This window comes from Streptomyces sp. NBC_00647 (assembly GCF_045207245.1).
Classification (GTDB): domain Bacteria; phylum Actinomycetota; class Actinomycetes; order Streptomycetales; family Streptomycetaceae; genus Streptomyces.
Map to the genome: position 1 here is coordinate 3493852 of NZ_CP109040.1, position 20468 is coordinate 3514319.

The 20468-nt window shown below is 72.1% G+C and carries 17 protein-coding genes and 1 riboswitch; of the genes, 14 read left to right on the forward strand and 3 right to left on the reverse strand.

Annotation, left to right across the window (positions count from 1 at the left end; all coding sequences use genetic code 11):
* Window positions 1-9: 9 nt before the first annotated feature.
* On the reverse strand, window positions 10-672 hold the full coding sequence (locus tag OG788_RS15415; RefSeq protein ID WP_406371378.1) for a phosphotransferase: 663 nt from the start codon (window positions 670-672) through the stop codon (window positions 10-12).
* Window positions 673-784: 112 nt separating this feature from the next.
* Window positions 785-848: riboswitch (cobalamin riboswitch) on the forward strand.
* 133 nt (window positions 849-981) lie between these two features.
* Here OG788_RS15415 and OG788_RS15420 point away from each other — a divergent pair.
* The 11 genes from OG788_RS15420 to OG788_RS15470 all read left to right on the forward strand — a co-directional run bounded on the left by OG788_RS15420 (window position 982) and on the right by OG788_RS15470 (window position 12440).
* Window positions 982-2223, forward strand: coding sequence for a prenyltransferase/squalene oxidase repeat-containing protein (locus OG788_RS15420; protein ID WP_406371380.1), 1242 nt, complete (start codon window positions 982-984; stop codon window positions 2221-2223).
* A complete protein-coding gene (locus OG788_RS15425) occupies window positions 2220-2876 on the forward strand; it encodes an SCO2322 family protein (protein WP_406371382.1) in 657 nt (218 codons plus the stop codon). The genes OG788_RS15420 and OG788_RS15425 overlap by 4 nt, the downstream gene beginning before the upstream one ends.
* 235 nt (window positions 2877-3111) lie before the next feature.
* Entirely contained in the window at window positions 3112-4269 is a 1158-nt protein-coding gene (locus OG788_RS15430; protein WP_406376763.1) for an energy-coupling factor transporter transmembrane component T, read from the forward strand.
* Entirely contained in the window at window positions 4266-6119 is a 1854-nt protein-coding gene (locus tag OG788_RS15435) for an ABC transporter ATP-binding protein (protein WP_406371384.1), read from the forward strand. Before OG788_RS15430 ends, OG788_RS15435 begins: the two co-directional genes overlap by 4 nt.
* Window positions 6116-6976, forward strand: coding sequence for an ECF transporter S component (locus OG788_RS15440; protein ID WP_406371385.1), 861 nt, complete (start codon window positions 6116-6118; stop codon window positions 6974-6976). Before OG788_RS15435 ends, OG788_RS15440 begins: the two co-directional genes overlap by 4 nt.
* Before the next feature lie 376 nt (window positions 6977-7352).
* Window positions 7353-7772: a transglycosylase SLT domain-containing protein gene (locus OG788_RS15445; protein ID WP_351539511.1), complete on the forward strand. Its 420-nt coding sequence runs from the start codon at window positions 7353-7355 to the stop codon at window positions 7770-7772.
* Window positions 7773-8230: 458 nt separating this feature from the next.
* Window positions 8231-8749 (forward strand): hypothetical protein, encoded by a 519-nt coding sequence (locus tag OG788_RS15450; protein WP_406371387.1) that lies wholly within the window; start codon window positions 8231-8233, stop codon window positions 8747-8749.
* A gap of 82 nt (window positions 8750-8831) precedes the next feature.
* Window positions 8832-9674 carry a DUF4097 family beta strand repeat-containing protein gene (locus OG788_RS15455; protein WP_406371389.1) on the forward strand — a complete coding sequence of 281 codons (843 nt, stop codon included), beginning with the start codon at window positions 8832-8834 and terminating at the stop codon, window positions 9672-9674.
* Between the two features lie 60 nt (window positions 9675-9734).
* Entirely contained in the window at window positions 9735-10775 is a 1041-nt protein-coding gene (locus tag OG788_RS15460) for an ATP-binding cassette domain-containing protein (RefSeq protein ID WP_406371391.1), read from the forward strand.
* Window positions 10772-11563 carry an ABC transporter permease gene (locus tag OG788_RS15465; RefSeq protein ID WP_406371393.1) on the forward strand — a complete coding sequence of 264 codons (792 nt, stop codon included), beginning with the start codon at window positions 10772-10774 and terminating at the stop codon, window positions 11561-11563. The genes OG788_RS15460 and OG788_RS15465 overlap by 4 nt, the downstream gene beginning before the upstream one ends.
* Window positions 11564-11753: 190 nt before the next feature.
* A complete protein-coding gene (locus OG788_RS15470; RefSeq protein WP_406371395.1) occupies window positions 11754-12440 on the forward strand; it encodes a YoaK family protein in 687 nt (228 codons plus the stop codon).
* Between the two features lie 83 nt (window positions 12441-12523).
* Here the strand turns inward: OG788_RS15470 and OG788_RS15475 are convergent, their stop codons facing one another.
* A complete protein-coding gene (locus OG788_RS15475) occupies window positions 12524-13693 on the reverse strand; it encodes a steroid 3-ketoacyl-CoA thiolase (RefSeq protein ID WP_351556204.1) in 1170 nt (389 codons plus the stop codon).
* 329 nt (window positions 13694-14022) lie between these two features.
* Here OG788_RS15475 and OG788_RS15480 point away from each other — a divergent pair, with 329 nt between their 5' ends.
* Window positions 14023-15267, forward strand: a complete 1245-nt coding sequence (locus tag OG788_RS15480; protein WP_406371397.1) for a cytochrome P450 — start codon at window positions 14023-14025, stop codon at window positions 15265-15267.
* A gap of 99 nt (window positions 15268-15366) precedes the next feature.
* On the opposite strand, the gene OG788_RS15485 is transcribed toward OG788_RS15480, so the two are convergent.
* Window positions 15367-17415, reverse strand: coding sequence for a bifunctional glycosyltransferase 87/phosphatase PAP2 family protein (locus tag OG788_RS15485; protein ID WP_406371399.1), 2049 nt, complete (start codon window positions 17413-17415; stop codon window positions 15367-15369).
* Window positions 17416-17818: 403 nt separating this feature from the next.
* On the opposite strand from OG788_RS15485, the gene proP reads away from it, so the two are divergent.
* Window positions 17819-19204 (forward strand): glycine betaine/L-proline transporter ProP, encoded by a 1386-nt coding sequence (gene proP, locus OG788_RS15490; protein ID WP_356754351.1) that lies wholly within the window; start codon window positions 17819-17821, stop codon window positions 19202-19204.
* A 127-nt stretch (window positions 19205-19331) separates the two neighbouring features.
* Complete coding sequence (locus OG788_RS15495) at window positions 19332-20450, forward strand: DUF2330 domain-containing protein (protein ID WP_406371401.1); 1119 nt, start codon at window positions 19332-19334, stop codon at window positions 20448-20450.
* The last annotated feature ends 18 nt before the right edge of the window (window positions 20451-20468 follow it).

Consider the following 20468-nt stretch of genomic DNA (forward strand, 5'->3'; position numbering starts at 1 on the left):
GGCCACCGCTCAGTGCAGCAGCGCGCGGACCAACCCGTCCGCCTCTCCCAGTAGTTGGACCTCGTGCGCGCTCATGGTCGGATTGGCCGCCCGGCGCCGCCCCGCCTCCACGAGCCCTTCCTCGGTCACCTGGCCCTCGTTCCCGTCGAGCAACGCGTCCAGCGTCTCGGCGGCCACGTCCCCGACCGGCTCGCCGCCGACGGCCACCTGGGCGAGGATCACGGCGGACATGGCCCAGTCGAGACCGGGCGGCCCCTCCTCGGCGTTGGCCCAGTCGATGACCTTCGGGCCGTCCGGGGTGAGCATCACGTTGTCGGGGTGCAGATCCAGGTGCAGGACGCGGACGGCCGGATCGGCGGAGAGCCGGGCGGGCACGGCGTGCAGCTTGCGCAGCAGCCGCGCCAGGGTGAGGCCCGCCTCCTGGGCGGAGAGCAGGCCCTGGCCGAAGGCCTCCAGCATGGTCGGCCCGGACAGCCGCTCCATCACCAGATCGCCGCGGGTCGCCGCCCGCACACCCGGCACCGGATAGCCGTGCGAGCGCACGTGCTGCATCACCGCCGCCTCGGCCGTCGCATCTCCCCAGCCCTCGCGGTCCCGCCGCAGCACCCACGCCTCGTCGATCTCGTAGACGTCCGCCGAACGCCCCGAGCCGAGCAGTCTCCCCGTTCGCATGGCCCGAACCTAGCGGATGTCGTCCGGATCACTCCGGGCCCGTGCCACAGGCGACACTCAGCGGATTCCGCGCGCCGGTAGAGTGAGCGCGTCGTCATCACACCCGTACGAGGAGAAGCCGGTGCAAATCCGGCGCTGACCCGCAACCGTGAGCCACTTCGGTGGTGAGCCGGATCGCCTCGGCCGGGACGTGACCGGCTCGTGCCCTCGGCAGCCCGCCGACGGCCGGCACCGTCGAGGGATACGGAGCCGGAGCCGCCCGGATGCCTCAACGTGCCCGGTGCTGCCCGGCTCCCCGCAGGGAGAGTCATGTTTGTTCGCCGCACCGCAGCGGTACTGGCCGCCACCGCCGTGATCGGGGCGGTCGTCGCACCGGCCGCGTCCGCCGCCGACTCGTCCCCCTCGGCGTCGCCCTCGACGGCGATCCCCTCGGGCCTGTACGGCTCCACCGACCCGACCTACGACGGCGTCTGGCGCCAGTCGCTGGCGCTGCTCGCCCAGCACACCGTCGGGGTGCGGCCCGCAGAGAAGGCCGTCGACTGGCTGACAGGGCAGCAGTGCGCGAACGGCGCGTTCGCGGCGTACCGCGCCGACGCCGCGGCCGCGTGCGACGCCAAGACGCAGGTCGACACCAACAGCACCGCGGCCGCCGTCCAGGCCCTCGCCGCGCTCGGCGGGCACGACGACGCCACCGGCAGGGCCGTGACCTGGCTGAAGTCCGCGCAGAACAAGGACGGCGGCTGGGGCTACATGGCCGGTGGCCCCAGCGACACCAACTCGACGTCCGTCGTGATCGGCGCGCTGAAGGCGGTCGGCAAGAAGCCCCAGGACATCTCCAAGGACGGCAAGTCCCCGTACGACGCCCTGCTGAAGCTGTCGATGCCCTGCGGGGGAGAGGGCGGCGGCGCCTTCGCCTACCAGCCCGGCAAGAAGGGCGAGCTGGCGGCGAACGCGGACGCGACCGCGGCGGGAGTCGTCGGCAGCCTGGGCAAGGGATTCGTGGCGAAGGCCGGCCTGCCCTACGACCTCCCGCAGTGCGGCACCACCGACTCCCCCGCCCCGCGGGACGCGGCGGCGAACGGCGCCGGCTATCTGGCCAAGTCGCTGGCGAAGACCCCGTACCTGAAGTCCGCGCTCGCAGGTGCCGAGGACCAGCCCGACTACGGCAACACCGCGGACGCGGTCGTGGCCCTGGCGGCCGACGGAGCGACGTCGCTCGCGAAGGCGCCGCTCGCCTGGCTGGAGAAGAACTCCGCCGACTGGGCGGCCAAGTCGGGTCCCGCCGCTTACGCGCAGCTGATCTTCGCCGCGCACGCCACCGGCACCGACCCGCGCGACTTCGGCGGCCAGGACCTGGTCGCGCAGCTGGGCGCCACGGGCCCGAAGCCGAGCGCGGCCGGCGCCTCGGCCACCCCGAGCGAGAAGAAGAACGACGAGAAGAAGGACGACGGCAACGGTCTCGGCGTCTGGTGGATCATCGGCGTCGGCCTGGTCGCCGGCATCGGCATCGGCTTCCTGATCAGCGGCCGCAACAAGAAGCAGCAGCTGTGACCAGCCGTCGGACGACCGCGCCCGCCCTGGCGCTCGCGCTGGCCCTTCTGCTCCTCGTCCTCGGCGGCGCGGGGCAGGCCCGGGCCGTCGGCTACCGCTACTGGTCCTTCTGGGACCTGACCGGCGGGAAGTGGACGTACGCCACCCAGGGTCCGTCGACCGCGCGGCCGTCCGACGGCGATGTCCAGGGCTTCCGCTTCGCGGTGAGCGAGGACTCCCAGCACGCCGTGCAGCCGCGCGGGGCACGGGACTTCGCCGCGATATGCGCCAAGACGCCCGCCCAGAAGGGCCAAAAGCGCGTGGCCCTGGTCATCGACTCCGGTACGGCCGCCCACGCGCCGTCCGGCGAGACGCCGCCGTCCCCGCGCACCGCCTGCGCCCGCGTCGCCCCCGACGCGAGCACCGCGGAGGCCCTGGCCACGGTCGCCAAACCCCTGCGCTACGACACCAACGCCCTGCTCTGCGCGATAGCGGGCTATCCGCGGACGGGCTGCGGCGACCAGGTCGCGGCCACCGAGCCGACCGCGTCCGCCCGGCCGCACGCCTCCGAGCCGGCCCACCACGGCCCCTCGGTGGGCCTGCTGGCGGGCGCCGCCGCGGTGGCGGTGCTGGGCGCGGGGGCCGTCTGGCAGGCCCGCCGGCACAGGCACTGAGGCCCGGATCATGACCAAGGGCGACCGCGAGGACCCCACCACCACCGCCATCACCGCCACAGGCAACGCCCGTCGCTCCGCGGGGCCACAGGCGTCGCACCTGTCCGCGCGGGGCGCGTCCGAGCGGGGGCTGCCCGAGCAGGGCGCGTCCGAGCAAGGCGCGTCCAAGCAAGGCGCGTCCAAGCAAGGCGCGTCCAAGCAAGGGCTGCCCGGGCAGGGGCAGGGACCCGGGGCGGTGTGGCGGCGGTCGGCGGCGGGCGCCGTAGCGAGCGGGCGACCGCGGCCCTCTCCCGCACCGCGGACGCACCGCGCGGACGCCCTGCACCCCGGCGCCTGGTGGATCTGGGCCCTGGGTCTCGGCACGGCGGCCTCCCGCACCACGAACCCCCTCCTGCTCGCCCTCCTCATCGGAGTGGCGGGCTTCGTGGTGGCCACCCATCGCACCGACGCCCCCTGGGCGCGCTCCTACACCGCCTTCGTCAAACTGGCCGCGGCCGTCCTCGCCGTCCGCCTGGCCTTCGCCGTCTTCCTCGGCTCCCCCATCCCCGGCACCCATGTGATCGTCACGCTCCCCGAGATCCCCCTGCCGCACTGGGCTCAGGGGGTCCGCATCGGCGGCCGGGTCACCGCCGAGGGCCTGCTCTTCGCGCTGTACGACGGCCTGAAGCTGGCCACGCTCCTCGTCTGCGTCGGCGCGGCGAACGCCCTCGCGAACCCGGCGCGGCTGCTCAAGTCGCTGCCGGGAGCGCTGTACGAGGCGGGCGTCGCGGTGGTCGTCGCGCTCACCTTCGCCCCGCATCTGATCGCCGACGTCCAGCGGCTGCGCGCCGCGCGCCGGCTCCGCGGCCGCCCCGACCGGGGCCTGCGCGGCCTGCTGCACGTCGGACTCCCGGTCCTGGAAGGCGCGTTGGAACGTTCGGTCGCGCTGGCGGCGGCGATGGACGCACGCGGGTACGGGCGGACGGCGCAGGTCCCGCCCGCCGTCCACCGGACCACCGGAGCCCTCACCCTGGGCGGTCTGATCGGCGTCTGCGCGGGCACATACGGGCTGTTGACCGCCGAGGGCGACACCTACGGCCTGCCGGTCCTGCTGGCCGGCCTCGCCGCGGCGCTCGGCGGCCTGTGGCTGGGCGGCCGCCGCTCACCGCGGACGCGGTACCGGCCGGACACCTGGGGCGTCCGGGCCTGGCTGGTCGCCGGGTCGGGCGTCGCGGTGGCGGCCCTGATGATCGTCGCCGCGTCCTACGACCCCGCCGCGCTGCGCCCCGGAGTCGTTCCCCTGGTGGCCCCCGCCCTTCCCCTCTGGCCGGCGGCGGCAGTCCTGCTCGGCCTGCTCCCCGCCTTCGTGGCCCCGACCCCCCAGCGAACCCCGGCCCCCGAGGAACCATCGTGATCCGCTTCGAGGATGTCTCCGTGACGTACGCCGGGGCCGCCGAACCCACCGTCCAGGGCGTGGACTTCGAGGTCCCTGAGGGCGAACTGGTCCTGCTCGTCGGCCCGTCCGGGGTCGGCAAGTCGACGGTGCTCGGCGCGGTGAGCGGACTCGTCCCGCACTTCACGGGCGGAACGCTGCGCGGCCGGGTCACCGTCGCCGGGCGGGACACCCGCACGCACAAGCCGCGCGAACTCGCGGACGTGGTCGGCACCGTCGGCCAGGACCCGCTGTCCCACTTCGTGACGGACACCGTGGAGGACGAACTCGCCTACGGCATGGAGTCGTTGGGTCTGGCGCCGGCGGTGATGCGGCGCCGTGTGGAGGAGACCCTGGACCTCCTCTCCCTGGCCGACCTCCGCGACCGCCCGATCGCCACCCTCTCCGGTGGCCAGCAGCAGCGGGTCGCGATCGGCTCGGTGCTCACCCCGCACCCCCGGGTCCTGGTCCTCGACGAACCCACCTCGGCCCTGGACCCCGCCGCCGCCGAGGAGGTCCTCGCCGTCCTGCAGCGCCTGGTCCACGACCTCGGCACCACGGTCCTCATGGCCGAGCACCGCCTGGAACGCGTCGTCCAGTACGCCGACCGGCTCGCCCTCCTGCCCGCGCCGGGAGCACCCCTGACGCTCGGCACCCCGTCCGAGATCATGGCCGTCTCCCCGGTCTGCCCGCCGGTGGTGGAACTGGGCCGCCTGGCCGGCTGGTCCCCGCTCCCCCTGACCGTGCGCGACGCGCGACGCCGTGCGGGAACACTGCGCGAGCGACTCTCCACGACGCCCCCGGAATCGACCGCGGCCACGGAAGACCCCGGACCCGCCGCATCCGCCGCAGGCTCCGGGCTCACCGCTGACACCGGAGACAGCGGACCCACCGGAGGCACCGGAGGCACCGGAGGCACCGGACCGACAGGAAACGGCGAAAACGCCGCCGGCACCGGAGGCACGCAGCCCGCCGCGCCCCTCCCCCTCCCTCTCCCTTCGGCACCGGCGCGCCCCGCCTCCTCCTTCTCCCTGACCCGGCTCCTCCGCAGGCGCAGCCCCGGCGCCGCGCCGCTTCCGGCGGAAGTGGCCGTCGTGGAGTCGCTGGCCGTCCGGCGCGGGCGGGTCGAGGCGCTCCGCCGGGTCGACCTCTCCGCGGGGCCCGGCGAGACCATCGCGCTGATGGGCCGCAACGGCGCCGGGAAGTCGACGCTGCTCGCGGCACTGGTCGGGCTGGTCGAACCGGCCGCCGGATCCGTACGCGTCGGTGGGGTGGTGCCGCATCGCACGGCGCCGCGCGACCTCGTGCGCCGCGTGGGACTCGTACCGCAGGAGCCACGGGATCTGCTGTACGCGGACACGGTGGCCGCCGAGTGCGCGGCGGCCGACGAGGACGCCGGGGCCGAGGCCGGGACCTGCCGGGCTCTGGTGTCCGGGCTGCTGCCGGACATCGCGGACGACACGCACCCCCGTGATCTGTCGGAGGGGCAGCGGCTGGCGCTGGCGCTCGCCGTCGTCCTGACGGCGAACCCCCCGCTGCTGCTCCTCGACGAGCCGACCCGCGGCCTCGACTACGCGGCGAAGGCCCGGCTGGTCACCGTGCTGCGCGGACTGGCCGCCGAGGGGCACGCGATCGTGCTGGCCACCCACGACGTGGAACTCGCCGCCGACCTCGCCCACCGTGTGGTGATCCTCGCGGACGGTGAGATCGTCGCCGACGGCCCCACCGCCGAGGTGGTCGTCGCGTCCCCGTCCTTCGCCCCGCAGGTCGCCAAGATCCTGGCCCCCGAGCCGTGGCTCACCGTCGCCCAGGTAAGGAAGGCCCTCGCATGAGCGCCCCCGAAACCGCCGTCCACGACTCCCGTCCCCACTCCCGGCCTCATCCCCAGGCCAGGGCCATCCGTCTGGGCCCGCGCTCCGTCGCCGCCCTCGCCCTGGTCAGCGCCACCGGAGTCGCAGGATTCGCCTGGCCGCTCTTCGCGGGGCCCGGCTCGCAGGTCAGCGCGCACGCCCAGGACGCTCCGTGGCTGTTCGCGGGGCTCCTCGTCCTGCTGGTCGCGGTGGTCGCGGCGACGATCTCCGAGTCGGGGCTCGGCCCGAAGGCGGTCGCCATGCTCGGCGTACTGGCCGCGACCGGCGCCGCGCTGCGCCCGATCGGGGCCGGGACCGCGGGCATCGAGCCGATGTTCTTCCTGATGGTGCTGAGCGGACGCGTCCTCGGGCCCGGCTTCGGATTCGTGCTCGGGTCCGTGACGATGTTCGCGTCGGCACTGCTGACCGGCGGGGTGGGGCCCTGGATGCCCTTCCAGATGCTGGCCATGGGCTGGTTCACGATGGGCGCCGGACTACTGCCGGGCGCGGACCGCCTGCGCGGCCGCGGGGAACTGCTGCTGCTCGCCGGATACGGCTTCCTCGCCGCCTTCGCCTACGGCACCGTCATGAATCTGGCCGGCTGGCCCTTCATGGACGCACTGGCCTCGAACGTCGCCTTCGACCCGCACTCCGCCGTCCCCGCCAACCTCGCCCGCTTCCTCGCGTACTGCCTGGCCACGTCCCTCGGCTGGGACCTGGGCCGGGCGGTCGTCACCGTCGTCCTGACCCTGACCGTCGGCGGAACCCTCCTCAAGGCGCTGCGCCGGGCCACGCGCCGGGCGGCTTTCGAGAGCCCGGTCACGTTCGACCCCCGGTGATCCGGGACCCACGTCACATCGCCCGGCGGCACTCCGTGCGGCGCCCCGCACTGTCCGTCAGGTGCGGGGTGAACCGGGCCACAGGACTCAGGTCACATACGAAGCGCCTTCGTAGAGCTCACGCCATGACATGAACGCGTCGTCATGCCCTCTGACCTGGGGTTTGAGAGCCACGTCACATGAGGGACTTTCACCTCGGATGCGACCACGACTAGTAAAAGGGGTCATTGCGGACGCGGTTCAAGCCTGTTTCTCTGGAGCAGTCGCCAGGCGCCACGAGCCCACTCGGGATCGCGGCGCCGACGTACGCCCCCTCCACACACCACGTGGTCACGGCCTGCGAGCGACTCCATGTCCCCGAAGAAAAAGGTTCTCCGTGTCCGTCTCCGTCATCCGCCGCTTCGTCACTTCCCCGAAGAAGGCCCTCGCCGGTGTCGCCGTGGCAGCTGCCACCACCGGTATGGTTCTGGCCGCGGCGCCCGCTCAGGCCGCCACGCCCACCGCCGCCTCCTCCGCGAAGTCGATCGCGCACAAGATGATTCCGGACGCCGCGCAGTTCAACGCCTTCAGCAAGATCGTCGAGCACGAGAGCGGCTGGAACGTCAGCGCCACGAACTCCTCGTCCGGCGCTTACGGCCTGGTCCAGGCCCTGCCCGGTTCGAAGATGGCCACCGCCGGCTCCGACTGGAAGACCAACCCCAAGACCCAGATCAAGTGGGGTCTGGACTACATGAACTCGCGCTACGGCAGCCCTGCCGGCGCCTGGAACTTCTGGCAGGCCAACGGCTGGTACTGATCGGCCCACAGGCCTCACAGCCACACACGAAGGCGGCGACCCCACACCCCGGGGTCGCCGCCTTCGTCGTACCCGGGCTCCCCGGCGACAGACGAGCACCGGTGGCGGACCACCAGGTGGTGGCAGTTCACCACCACCTTCCGGCGCCATCACGTGCCATCAGGTGCCATCACTCGACATCACGCGGCACCACCCGGCCACACGCGGCCGCACACGACGCCGAGTGACACCCCGTGACACCCACCGGCACCCACTGGCGCCACCTGGCACTACGGGGTGCCACGAGGTGCCACTTGGCACCATTCCGCGCGCTCGGAATCCCGCGCGCACCCATGACACCCCAACAAACCGAGCCGCCTCTCCGCATTTCCGCAGGTAGAGCGGCCGCCCTCAAGAATGGCGCCGCGCGGCGCCATCCAGGCTTGCATGTGGCACCACAGTGGTGCCATGATGGCGCTATGGACCTCACCCCGTATGTCGACACCCTCCGCCGCGAACTCGCGGTGGCTGCCGAGGCCGGCGGCGACGAAGCCCGCGAGCTGGCCGACAGGCTCACCGCTCCCCTGGAGTCGGCGACCCGGCTGACCCTGCTCAACGTGCTCTCCGCCGCGATGGACGAGATCACCCGTGAACTCGCCCCCGGCTCCGTCGACGTACGGCTGCGGGGGCTCGACCCCGACTTCGTGGTGACACTTCCGCCCAGCGAGGGCGGCGCCCCCGCGGAGCCGGTCCCGCCCGTCGAATCGTTCAAGACCCCGGTCCCGGCCGAGGGCGACGAGGGCGGCACCGCCCGCGTCAACCTGCGCCTGCCGGCCCACCTCAAGGCCCGCGCCGAGGAGGCCGCGACCCGCGACGGGCTGTCGGTCAACGCGTGGCTGGTGCGCGCCGTGTCGTCCGCGGTCGACGGCGAGACCAGGCCGCGCACGACGGAGAAGGCCCGCACCGTAGGACAGAGCTTCACGGGCTGGGTGCGCTAGCCGCGCCTCCGCCCGCTCCACTTCATCCGCACCACGTCCCACCAGCGGGGACGCCCCAGAGACTCAAGAGGACGGGACAGCCATGCCTTCTTTCGAAACTCCTGAAGCGATCTCGGCCACGACGCACGTGGAGGCCGGTTCCATCCAGTTCACCGCGGCCGACCGTCTCGACACGGTCGTCGAGGTGCGGCCCCGCGACCCGAAGAAGGACCTGGACGTGCGGGCGGCCGAGCAGACCGAGGTCACGTACACGAGCGGCGCGCTGACCGTCAGGACGCCCAAGTCCAATCTGTTCGGCCGCACCGGAACCGTCGACGTGACGGTCGAACTGCCCACGGGCTCGCGCGTCGACATGACCGGCTCCTGGGCCCAGGTGCTCGGCGAGGGCCGGCTCGGCGAGGTCCGGGTGAAGACGTCGTCCGGTGACGTCCGCCTCGACACGACAGGACCGCTGCAACTGAAGGCGTCGCACGGGTCGATCACCGTGGACCGCGTCGAGGGCACGGCCGAGATCACCACCAGCTCCGGCAGCCTGCGCGTCGGCCTCGTCGACGGTCCGGCCGTCCTGAAGAACTCGCACGGCACCACGACCGTCGGCGCCGCGACCGGCGAGCTGCGGGTGAGCGGCGCCAACGGCGACATCGAGATCCGGCGCGCCGAGGACTCGGTCACCGCCACCACCGCCCACGGCACCCTGCGGGTGGGCGAAGTGGCCCGCGGCACCGTCCAGTTGGAGACCTCCTACGGCGCCATCGAGGTCGGTGTCCGCGAGGGCACGGCCGCCTGGCTCGACGTCAGCTCGGGCTCCGGCCAGGTGCGCAACACGCTCACCGCGTCCGAGACCCCGGAGCAGAGCGAGGACACGGTCCAGGTCCGCGCCCGCACCCGGTACGGCAACATCGACATCCGCCGCGCCAAGCCCTGAGCGTCACCGCCTCGACCGGCCCCACCCTTCACCCACTTCAGCCTTCGACCGGAGGGCCCCATGCCTTCATCTGTCATGCCCACGTCCAGCCGGAACAGCGCTCCCCGGCCACCGGCCGCCGTCTCCGCGATCGGGCTGCGCAAGTCCTACGGCGACAAGACCGTGCTCGACGGCGTCGACCTGCGTATCCCGGCCGGGTCCGTGTTCGCGCTGCTCGGCCCGAACGGCGCCGGCAAGACCACCGCCGTGAAGATCCTCTCCACCCTCATCTCGGCCGACGGAGGGCAGGCTCAGGTGGCGGGCCATGACCTGGCCGCCGACCCGCAGGCGGTCCGTGCCGCGATCGGTGTCACCGGCCAGTTCTCCGCCGTCGACGGCCTGATCACCGGCGAGGAGAACATGCTCCTCATGGCCGACCTGCACCACCTCTCCCGCACCGAGGGACGCCAGGTCACCAAAGAACTCCTGGAACGCTTCGACCTCACCGAAGCGGCGAACAAACCCGCCTCCACCTACTCCGGCGGCATGAAACGCCGCCTCGACATCGCCATGACCCTCGTCGGCACCCCACGGATCATCTTCCTCGACGAACCCACCACCGGCCTCGACCCCCGCTCCCGCCACAACATGTGGCAGATCATCAGAGAACTCGTCACCGACGGCGTCACCGTCTTCCTCACCACCCAATACCTCGACGAAGCCGACGAACTCGCCGACCGCATCGCCGTCCTGAACAACGGCCGGATCGCCGCCGAAGGCACCGCCGACGAACTCAAACGACTCATCCCCGGCGGACACGTCCGCCTCCGCTTCACCGACCCCGCCACCTACCGCACAGCCACCCGCACACTGCCCGACACCACCCACGACGACGAAGCCCTCGCCCTGCAGATCCCCAGCGACGGCAGCCAACGCGACCTGCGCACCATCCTCGACCGACTCGACACCGCCGGCATCGAAGCCGACGAACTCACCGTCCACACCCCCGACCTCGACGACGTCTTCTTCGCCCTCACCGGCAACACCACCCTCCCCACCCAACACCCCAACCAGCCCAACCAACCGAACCAGCCGAACCAGCCGAAGGAGAACGTCCGATGAGCACCCTCCCCCTCGCCGTACGCGACTCCACCACCATGCTCCGCCGCAACCTCCTGCACGCCCGCCGCTACCCCTCCCTCACCCTCAACCTGCTGCTGACGCCGATCGTCCTGCTGTTGCTGTTCGTCTACGTCTTCGGCGACGTGATGAGCGCGGGCATCGGCGGTGGCGGCGCAGATCGCTCCGAGTACATCGCGTATCTCGTCCCGGGCATCCTGCTGATGACCATCGGCGGCACCCTGGTCGGCACCGCGGTGTCCGTCTCCAACGACATGACCGAGGGCATCATCGCCCGCTTCCGCACCATGGCCATCCACCGCGGTTCCGTGCTCATCGGGCACGTCGTCGGCAGCGTGCTGCAGTCGATCATGAGCGTGGTCCTCGTCGGCGCGGTCGGCGTGGCCATCGGCTTCCGCTCCACGGACGCCACGGTCCTGGAGTGGTTCGCGGCATTCGGGCTGCTGACCCTGTTCGCCCTGGCGTTCACCTGGATCGCGGTCGGCATGGGTATGGTCAGCCCGAACGCCGAGGCGGCCAGCAACAACGCGCTGCCGCTGGTCTTCCTGCCCCTCATCTCCAGCGCGTTCGTCCCGGTCGACGCGATGCCGGGCTGGTTCCGGCCGATCGCCGAGTACCAGCCCTTCACCCCCGCCATCGAGACCCTGCGCGGACTCCTCCTCGGCACCGAGATCGGCAACAACGGCTGGATCACGATCGCCTGGTGCCTGGCCCTGGCCGCCCTCGGCTATCGCTGGTCGAAGTCGGTGTTCGACCGCGACCCGAAGTAGCGGAGCGGGACCGCCCCCAACTCGTCCCGCCCGAGGGCGGCGTACCCCGACACCGCGTCGGGCGTACGCCGCCCCGTCGGCGTTCCCGGCCACCCGCCGGGCCCGCGCGCCACGACCGTCGCCCGAACGCACGCCGCACCCGCGTCCGGGAGCAGCCACACGCGAGCGCCCCCGTGGTGGACTGAGCTCCATGACCACGCAGACGGACACGCCACGCGACCCGGAGTCACGAGGAATGCGACTGACCTCCGCGCTGCTGTCACTGACCGTGGTCAGCGGACTCATCGACGCGGTGAGCTACCTCGGCCTCGGACACGTCTTCACGGCGAACATGACCGGCAACGTCGTGGTGCTCGGCTTCGCCGCGGCGGGGGCACCCGGCTTCTCCGTGTCGCACACCCTGACCTCGCTGTGCTGCTTCCTGGCGGGCGCGGTGGCCGGCGGGCGGATCGCGGTGCGGTTCGGCAAGGGCTCGCGCCGCGCCTGGGCCCGCGGCACGTTCGCCGCCGAGGCGGTCCTGATGGCCGCCTGCGCGGCAGCCGCCTTCGCCGCCCCGGACGCCACCGCCACCGCGTACACCCTGATCGCCGTCACGGCCTTCGCGATGGGCCTGCGCAACGCGACGGTCCGCAAGCTCGGCGTGGCCGACCTGACGACCACCGTCCTGACGATGACCCTGACGGGCCTGGCCGCCGATTCCCGCCTCGGTGGCAGCGCGGGCCACCACTCCCCGCGCCGCACCGCCTCCGTGTTCGCGATGCTGGCCGGCGCCCTGCTCGGCGCCTGGCTGGTCCTGCACCACGGCCTGGGCATCCCCCTGCTGATCGCGGCACTGGTGGCGGCGGTCCTGGCGGTATCGGTCTCCGGCCGCGAGTGAAGGCCTCTACCGGAGTCGCCGGACGCCGCCCGACAGCGCCCCTTCGCCGCCGCTGAACGACAGCTGCAACCGCTGAACGCCCTCTACAACCGCTGAATGATCGTCCCCGTGGCCAGCCCCCCGCCCGCGCACATCGTGATGAGCGCGAACTCCTTGTCCCTGCGTTCCAGTTCGTGCAGGGCCGTGGTGATGAGCCGGGCTCCCGTGGCGCCGACCGGGTGGCCCAGCGCGATGCCGCCCCCGTTCACGTTCACCTTCTCCAGGTCCTGTTCGAAGACCTGCGCCCAGCTCAGCACCACCGACGCGAAGGCCTCGTTGATCTCGACGAGGTCGATGTCCTTCAGGGACATCCCGGCCTTGCCGAGCACGGCACGGGTGGCGTCGATCGGGCCGTCCAGGTGGAAGTGCGGGTCCGAACCCACCAGCGCCTGGGCCACGATCCGCGCGCGCGGCCGCAGCTTCAGCGCCCGCGCCATCCGCTTTGACGCCCACAGGATGGCGGCCGCGCCGTCGGAGATCTGGGAGGAGTTGCCGGCCGTGTGAACGGCCGTCGGCATCACGGGCTTCAGCTTCGCCAGCGCTTCCATGGACGTGTCGCGGAGCCCCTCGTCCCGGTCGACGAGCCGCCACATGCCCTGCCCGGCGCGCTGCTCGTCCTCGGTGGTGGGCACCTGTACGGCGAACGTCTCGCGCTTGAACCGCTCCTCGGACCAGGCGATGGCGGCCCGCTCCTGCGAGATGAGCCCGAGGGAGTCGACGTTCTCACGGGTCAGACCGCGGTGGCGCGCGATGCGCTCGGCGGCCTCGAACTGGTTCGGCAGGTCCACGTTCCACTCGTCGGGGAACGGCTTGCCCGGGCCGTGCTTGGACCCCGAGCCCAGCGGCACCCGCGACATCGCCTCGATGCCGCAGCTGATCCCGACGTCGATGACACCCGCCGCGACCATGTTGGCGACCATGTGCGAGGCCTGCTGCGAGGAGCCGCACTGGCAGTCGACCGTCGTCGCCGCCGTCTCGTAGGGCAGTCCCATCGTCAGCCAGGCCGTGCGCGCGGGGTTCATCGACTGCTCGCCGGCGTGGGTCACCGTTCCGCCGACGATCTGCTCGACGCAGTCGGCGTGGATGCCGGTGCGGCCGAGGAGTTCACGGTAGGTCTCGCCCAGGAGATAGGCGGGATGCAGATTGGCGAGCGCGCCTCCGCGCTTGCCGATGGGGGTCCGTACGGCTTCGACGATCACGGGTTCCGCGGCCATGGGGGCTCGTCCTCTCCTCAGGCCTGCCCGGCGGCCAGGCCCTGCTGAACCGCGCAGCGCGGGGCGTCCCGGCCCACCCACCGCGCAGAACTAGAACGCGTACCAGTTCTGCGTGCAGTTTGCTGAGCGAACCCCCCGCGCCGCAAGGGTCCTGCAGCTCCCGAAGTCGTGATCTGCACCAATCCCGCACGCAATTCGGAGGCCCGCACCTCTTGCCACTTGTAGAACCCGTTACTACCTTCACGGCGATTCCACGTTCCTGATGGACCGTCAGAACTGCCCGCGGGAACGGGCCGTCACCACCGTAGGCGCGAGACCTGGAGTTGCCGATGCCCTGTCCAGCGCTGCCCGACGGGTTCGATTTCACCGACCCCGATGTACTGCACCACCGCGTGCCCCTCCCGGAGTTCGCCGAGCTGCGCCGGGCCGAACCGGTCCGCTGGATCCCGCAACAGCCCGGTGTCGCGGGCTTCGAGGACGACGGCTACTGGGCCGTCACCCGGCACGCGGACGTCAAGTACGTCTCCACGCACCCCGAGCTCTTCTCCTCGTTCCTCAACACGGCCGTCATCCGCTTCAACGAGCACATCCAGCGCGAACAGATCGAGGTCCAGCGGCTCATCATGCTCAACATGGACCCGCCCGAACACACCCGGGTCCGCCAGATCGTGCAGCGCGGCTTCACCCCGCGCGCCATCCGCTCCCTGGAGGACGCCCTGCGCGCCCGGGCCGGTTCGATCGTCGCGAACGCGCTCGCGCAGGCCGGCCCCGACGGGGCCTTCGACTTCGTCACCCAGGTCGCCTGCGAACTGCCCCTGCAGGCGATAGCCGAACTCATCGGCGTCCCGCAGGAGGACCGCGTCAAGATCTTCGACTGGTCCAACAAGATGGTGGCGTACGACGATCCGGAGTACGCGATCACCGAGGAGATCGGCGCCGAGTCGGCCACCGAACTCATCTCGTACGCGATGAACATGGCCGCCGACCGCAAGCAGTGCCCCGCCAAGGACATCGTCAGCACGCTGGTGGCGGCGGAGGACGAGGGGAACCTCGCCTCCGACGAATTCGGCTTCTTCGTCCTGCTGTTGGCGGTCGCCGGCAACGAGACGACCCGCAACGCCATCACGCACGGGATGCACGCCCTGCTCACCCACCCCGACCAGTGGGACCTCTACAAGAGGGAGCGGCCGAAGACCACCGCCGAGGAGATCGTCCGCTGGGCGACCCCCGTCGTCGCCTTCCAGCGCACCGCGACCCAGGACACCGAACTGGGGGGACAGCGGATCAGGAAGGGCGACCGCGTCGGCATCTTCTACTCCTCCGCCAACAACGACCCCGAGGTGTTCGAGAGCCCCGAGGTCTTCGACATCACCCGTGATCCCAACCCGCACCTCGGCTTCGGCGGAGGAGGACCGCACTTCTGCCTCGGCAAGTCCCTGGCCACGCTGGAGATCGACCTGATCTTCAACGCGATCGCCGACGCGATGCCGAACCTGCGGCTCGCCGGCGACCCGCGCCGGCTCCGCTCCGCCTGGCTGAACGGCGTCAAGGAACTCCAGGTCAGTCACGTCTAGCGGGCGCCGCACGCTCGGGCCGACGGCCTCCCGGCACCGTCGGCCCGTCCCGCGGGAGGCAGGGGCATCCCCCCGCGCCCGGCCCCTGCCTCCCCCGGATCAGCTCGGGGTACGGCTCGTCGCCGGGACCGGTTTCCTCGCGCCGGCCTCGACCGGTTCCATCGGTGCCCGGGGCCGCGGGCCCTGGAGGATGTGGGTCAGTCCGAAGCCGGCGGCGACCACGGCCGCGCCGCCGACGGCGTCCAGGATCCAGTGGTTGCCGGTCGCCACGATCGCGGAGACCGTGAAGAACGGGTGCAGCAGGCCCAGTGCCTTCATCCACCATCTGGGCGCCAGGATCGCGATGACGAGCCCGCACCACAGGGACCAGCCGAAGTGCAGCGAGGGCATCGCCGCGTACTGGTTGGTCAGCTCGGTCAGGGTGCCGTAGTCCGGCTTGGAGAAGTCCTGCACGCCGTGCACGGTGTCGATGACGCCGAGGCCCGGCATCAGGCGCGGCGGGGCGAGCGGGTAGAGCCAGAAGCCGACGAGGGCGAGCAGCGTGGCGAATCCGAGGGCGGAGCGGGCCCAGCGGTAGTCGGCGGGGCGACGGACGTAGAGCACCGCCAGGACGGTGAGCGGGACACCGAAGTGGAACGACTGGTAGTAGAAGTCGAAGAAGTCCCGCAGGAGGGGGACCTTCACCACCGCGTGGTTGACCCAGTGCTCGATGTCGAGGTGCAGGAACCGCTCGACGGCGAGGATCTGGTCGCCGTGGTGCTCGGCGGAGGCCCGCCCGCCGGAGCTGGTGCCGCCCGTCGCGGCGAGCCTGACCTGCTGGTAGGCGATGTAGCCGACACGGATCAGGAGCAGTTCGAGCAGCAGGTTCGGGCGGGCGAGGACCCGGCCGAGGGACGGGAGCAGCGGCACCCTCTTCCAGCGGGCGGGGACGGGCTCCGCGTAGTCGGTGGGGATCGGCGCCCGGTAGAACTCTGAGATGCGGGACAGGAACGGTACGACGGTGGCGGCGGCCAGCGCGGCGATCAGCACCACGTCGTCGCGCACCGGCAGGAGCAGCGGTGTGTCCGGCAGCATCGTCCTGGCGGGCAGTGTCATGACGAGGATGACGGCGACGGGCCACATGGGGCGGTCCGAGGTCTTCCTGCCGACCCGGCCGACGAGCGCGAGCAGCACCCACAGCAGCTGGTGCTGCCAGGTGGTGGGCGAGACGGCGACGGCGACGCAGCCGGTGATCGCCACGGCGAGCAGCAGCTGCCCGTCGCGCGCGTAGCGCACCGCGCGACGGAGTCCGAGGGCGGCGACGGCCACGCCGAGCGCCAGGAAGAGACCGACCTCCAGCGGCCCGCTGAGGCCGAAGCGCAGCAGCGCGCCGTGCAGGGACTGGTTGGCGAGGTCGTCGGCGTCCTTGCCGAGGCCGACGCCCCCCAGGTGGTGCACCCAGTAGGTGTTCGAGTCGTGGGGCATCGCGGCCCAGGCGAGCACGGTGAGGGCGGCGAAGGTGATCCCGGTGGAGGCGGCGGCACGGCGGCGGCCGGTGAACCAGAGCAGCGGCGCGAAGAGCAGCACGGTCGGCTGGAGGGCCGCCGCGAGGCCGATGAGGACCCCGCAGACGTACTCCCCGCGGACGGCGAAGCAGCCGAGCAGGACGAGCAGCACCGGGATGATGCTGACCTGGCCGAGGTAGAGGGCGTTGCGCACCGGCAGCGACAGCATGAGCAGGCTTATGGCGACGGGGGCGGCGAGCAGCGACGTACGGCGGCTCACGGGGTGCGGCAGGGCGCGCGCGGCGACCAGTCCGAGCGCGACGACCAGCAGCAGGGTGCCGAAGGTCCAGCCATAGCCGAGGGCCTGTTCGGCCGACCGGGTGAGGGGTTTGAGGACGAGTCCGCCGAACGGGGTACCCGTGAACCGTGTCGAGTCGTAGAGCGAGCCCTTCACGTGGAGCACGCCGTGGGGTCCGACCCAGGTCTCCAGGTCCGTCAGCCGCTCCGGTGTGGGCGTACTGAGAACGGCGGCGACCTGTCGTACGGCGAGTATCGCGGCGATCATCCACAGCCCGACACGGAGCGCGCGCACCCGTGTTCTCGCGGTCTCCGCCGCCCCCCTGAAGGCATCGCCCGCTCGTCCGCCGTGCTCCACGTTCGCCACGCCCCGTCGGCCCTCCCGACCCATTGGTTCCGGTGTGTCCCGTGCATCCCTTACGTCACTCGATATCAGGACCTTATGGGGCTTGTGCCGCTTCCGTCGAAAGACGAAGGAAACCCGCACTTCAGCGGATGTCTGCCACCTTTTCGCCCGGAAGGTCACGGTATGCGAAGGCCGCGGTTCCCCCCGGACCTGGCGACATAGCTCACAGGCGGTTCCGGGAAGGGGCACCCCCGGCCGCCGCGTCACGCCTGCGTACGCCACCTTTATGTGCGCTGCGCGGCGGGTCGCGCACCGTACGTCATGCGGACGATCCGGCCTAAGGTCGCTTTTCGGTCCGCCTCCGGGTGGGCCTCCGGTCCGCCCCCGGGCGGACCCGTCCCTGTCCCCGGCGAAAGGAAGGCCCTTGCCGACCGCGACCCCGACAGCCCCCGCGGCACTCGTCCCGACCCCCGCCCGCCCGGCCTCCCCCGAGGTCACCGTCACCGACCCCGCGCTGGTCAAGCGCGCCGTGAAGGCGGCAGCGCTCGGCAACGCGATGGAATGGTTCGACTTCGGTGTCTACAGCTACATCGCGGTGACCCTGGGCAAGGTCTTCTTCCCTTCCGGCAATCCGACCGCCCAGCTGCTCTCGACCTTCGGCGCCTTCGCCGCGGCCTTCCTCGTCCGCCCGCTCGGCGGCATGGTCTTCGGCCCGCTCGGCGACCGGATCGGCCGTCAGAAGGTCCTCGCGCTCACCATGATCATGATGGCGGCGGGCACCTTCGCGATCGGTCTGATCCCGTCGTACGCCACCATCGGCGTCGGCGCTCCGGTCCTGCTGCTCGCGGCCCGTCTGGTGCAGGGCTTCTCCACCGGCGGCGAGTACGCGGGCGCCTCGACCTTCATCGCCGAGTACGCGCCCGACAAGAAGCGCGGCTTCTTCGGCAGCTGGCTGGAGTTCGGCACGCTCGCCGGCTACATCGGCGGCGCGGGTCTGGTGACCCTCATGACCGCCCTGCTGTCCACCGAGGACCTGCTGTCCTGGGGCTGGCGCGTGCCGTTCCTGATCGCGGGCCCGATGGGCATCATCGGCCTCTATCTGCGGATGCGTCTCGAGGAGACCCCGGCGTTCGCCGCGGAGATCGAGAAGTCCGAGGCCGACCGCCCGAAGGTGCCGCTGCGCGAGATGATCACCGGCCAGTGGCGCGCGCTGCTCCTGTGCGTGGGCCTGGTCCTGGTCTTCAACGTCACCGACTACATGCTGCTGTCCTACATGCCGAGCTACCTGACCAGTGAGCTCAAGTACGACGAGACCCACGGTCTGCTCGTGGTCCTCGGCGTGATGGCGCTGATGATGATCGTGCAGCCCTTCGCGGGCGCGCTGACCGACCGGATCGGCCGCCGCCCGGTGATCGCCGCCGGCTGCGTGGGCTTCCTCGCCCTGTCCGTCCCGGCGCTGCTGCTGATCCGCCAGGGCAGCCTGTTCGCGATCGCGCTCGGCATGGGCGCCCTCGGCCTGCTGCTGGTCTGCTTCACCGCCGCGATGCCCGCCGCGCTCCCGGCGCTCTTCCCGACCCGGGTCCGCTACGGCTCGCTCTCCATCGGCTTCAACATCTCGGTCTCGCTCTTCGGCGGCACGACCCCGCTGGTGGTCACGGCCCTCATCGGAGCGACCGGGAACATGATGATGCCCGCCTACTACATGATGGCCGCGGCCGTGATCGGTGGCGTCGCCGTGTGGTTCATGACGGAGTCGGCGGGCCGCCCCCTGCCGGGTTCCGCGCCCGCGGTGGAACCCGCGCGGCACTGACGCCGCGCCTCCCGCGGCGCGCCCTGGAACCGCGGCCTCCGTCGTGTCGTCTGAGTCCCTGTCCGACGGCACGACGGAAGGGCTACGGGGGATGCGCGCGGAACTGCCGAATGGCGAACGAGGGCGGATGCGGGCGTGGATACGGGGGCGGCTGCCTGCCGTCCTCCTGACGCTGCTGATGCTCCAGCTGGGGTCCCTGGTGGCACCCGCCTATGCGTGCGGGTGCGGCGCGATGGTGCCGGAGGCGCAGCGGCACGTCGGCGTCGGCCGCGAGCTGTCCGCCGTCCGCTGGGACGGCCACGAGGAACAGATCGTGATGTCCCTGACCGTCACCGGCGACGCCCGCGAGGCCGCGTGGATCATGCCGGTCCCGCACCGGGCGACCGTGGAACTCGGCAGCAGCGCACTGTTCGACCGGCTCGCCGAGGCGACCGCGCCCGAGCACCGGACCCGCCACCATTTCTGGCCGCGCGACGGCGACTGGCCCTTCACCCACGACACCGACACCGCGGCGGCCCCTCGGGCCGGCGCGACGGCGCCCTCGGTGAACGTGGTCGGCCGCGAGCGCCTCGGCCCCTTCGACGTCGCCCGGCTCACCGCCACCGACCCGGGCGCCCTCGGCGACTGGCTCGCGGACAACGGATTCCGGCTGCCGTCCCGGCTCGACCGGGCGCTGCGCCCGTACGTCGACCTGGGCTGGGAGTACGTGGCGATCCGGCTGGCCCCCGAGAAGTCCGGCGCTCCGCTGGGCGGCACCCTCGACCCCCTCCACCTCACCTTCGCCAGCGACGAGCTGATCTACCCGATGCGGCTCTCCCGGCTGGCGCAGACCCCGCAGTCGCTCGGCCTGTACATCCTCGCCGCGCACCGCATGGAGCCGCGCACGGCGATCGGCGGCGACCGGCCCGAGGTCGTGTTCGCGGGCCGCGTCGAGGCGGCCTCCGACCCGCTGGCCCGGTTCACCGAAGGCGGCACCGACTTCCTCACCGCCGTCGACCAGGAGTTCCCCCGGCCGTCGCTGATCTCCGGCGACCATCATCTGCGCCGCACCGCGACGGACGCGGCCCATCGGCGGGTGATCTACGAGGACCGGCTGCTGAGGGTGGGCGGGACACCGGTGTGGCTGCCGACGGTGGGCGGGGTGCTGCTGCTCATGGCGGTGGTGGTGGCGGCGTTCGTGCGGGCCCGCGGCCGCCGTCCGGTCCTGCCTCCCCCTCCGGTGCGGGTCCCGCCGCCGATCGGCTGAGACCGGGCCCCGGGCGCC

Bases quoted from the DNA above. Each gene is read 5' to 3' on its own strand.
- OG788_RS15460 (WP_406371391.1), top strand. From the start codon at position 9,735: ATGCCTTCATCTGTCATGCCCACGTCCAGCCGGAACAGCGCTCCCCGG.
- OG788_RS15475 (WP_351556204.1), bottom strand. From the start codon at position 13,693: ATGGCCGCGGAACCCGTGATCGTCGAAGCCGTACGGACCCCCATCGGC.
- OG788_RS15480 (WP_406371397.1), top strand. From the start codon at position 14,023: ATGCCCTGTCCAGCGCTGCCCGACGGGTTCGATTTCACCGACCCCGAT.
- OG788_RS15470 (WP_406371395.1), top strand. From the start codon at position 11,754: ATGACCACGCAGACGGACACGCCACGCGACCCGGAGTCACGAGGAATG.
- OG788_RS15415 (WP_406371378.1), bottom strand. From the start codon at position 672: ATGCGAACGGGGAGACTGCTCGGCTCGGGGCGTTCGGCGGACGTCTAC.
- OG788_RS15455 (WP_406371389.1), top strand. From the start codon at position 8,832: ATGCCTTCTTTCGAAACTCCTGAAGCGATCTCGGCCACGACGCACGTG.
- OG788_RS15465 (WP_406371393.1), top strand. From the start codon at position 10,772: ATGAGCACCCTCCCCCTCGCCGTACGCGACTCCACCACCATGCTCCGC.
- OG788_RS15420 (WP_406371380.1), top strand. From the start codon at position 982: ATGTTTGTTCGCCGCACCGCAGCGGTACTGGCCGCCACCGCCGTGATC.
- OG788_RS15450 (WP_406371387.1), top strand. From the start codon at position 8,231: ATGGACCTCACCCCGTATGTCGACACCCTCCGCCGCGAACTCGCGGTG.
- OG788_RS15495 (WP_406371401.1), top strand. From the start codon at position 19,332: ATGCGGGCGTGGATACGGGGGCGGCTGCCTGCCGTCCTCCTGACGCTG.
- OG788_RS15440 (WP_406371385.1), top strand. From the start codon at position 6,116: ATGAGCGCCCCCGAAACCGCCGTCCACGACTCCCGTCCCCACTCCCGG.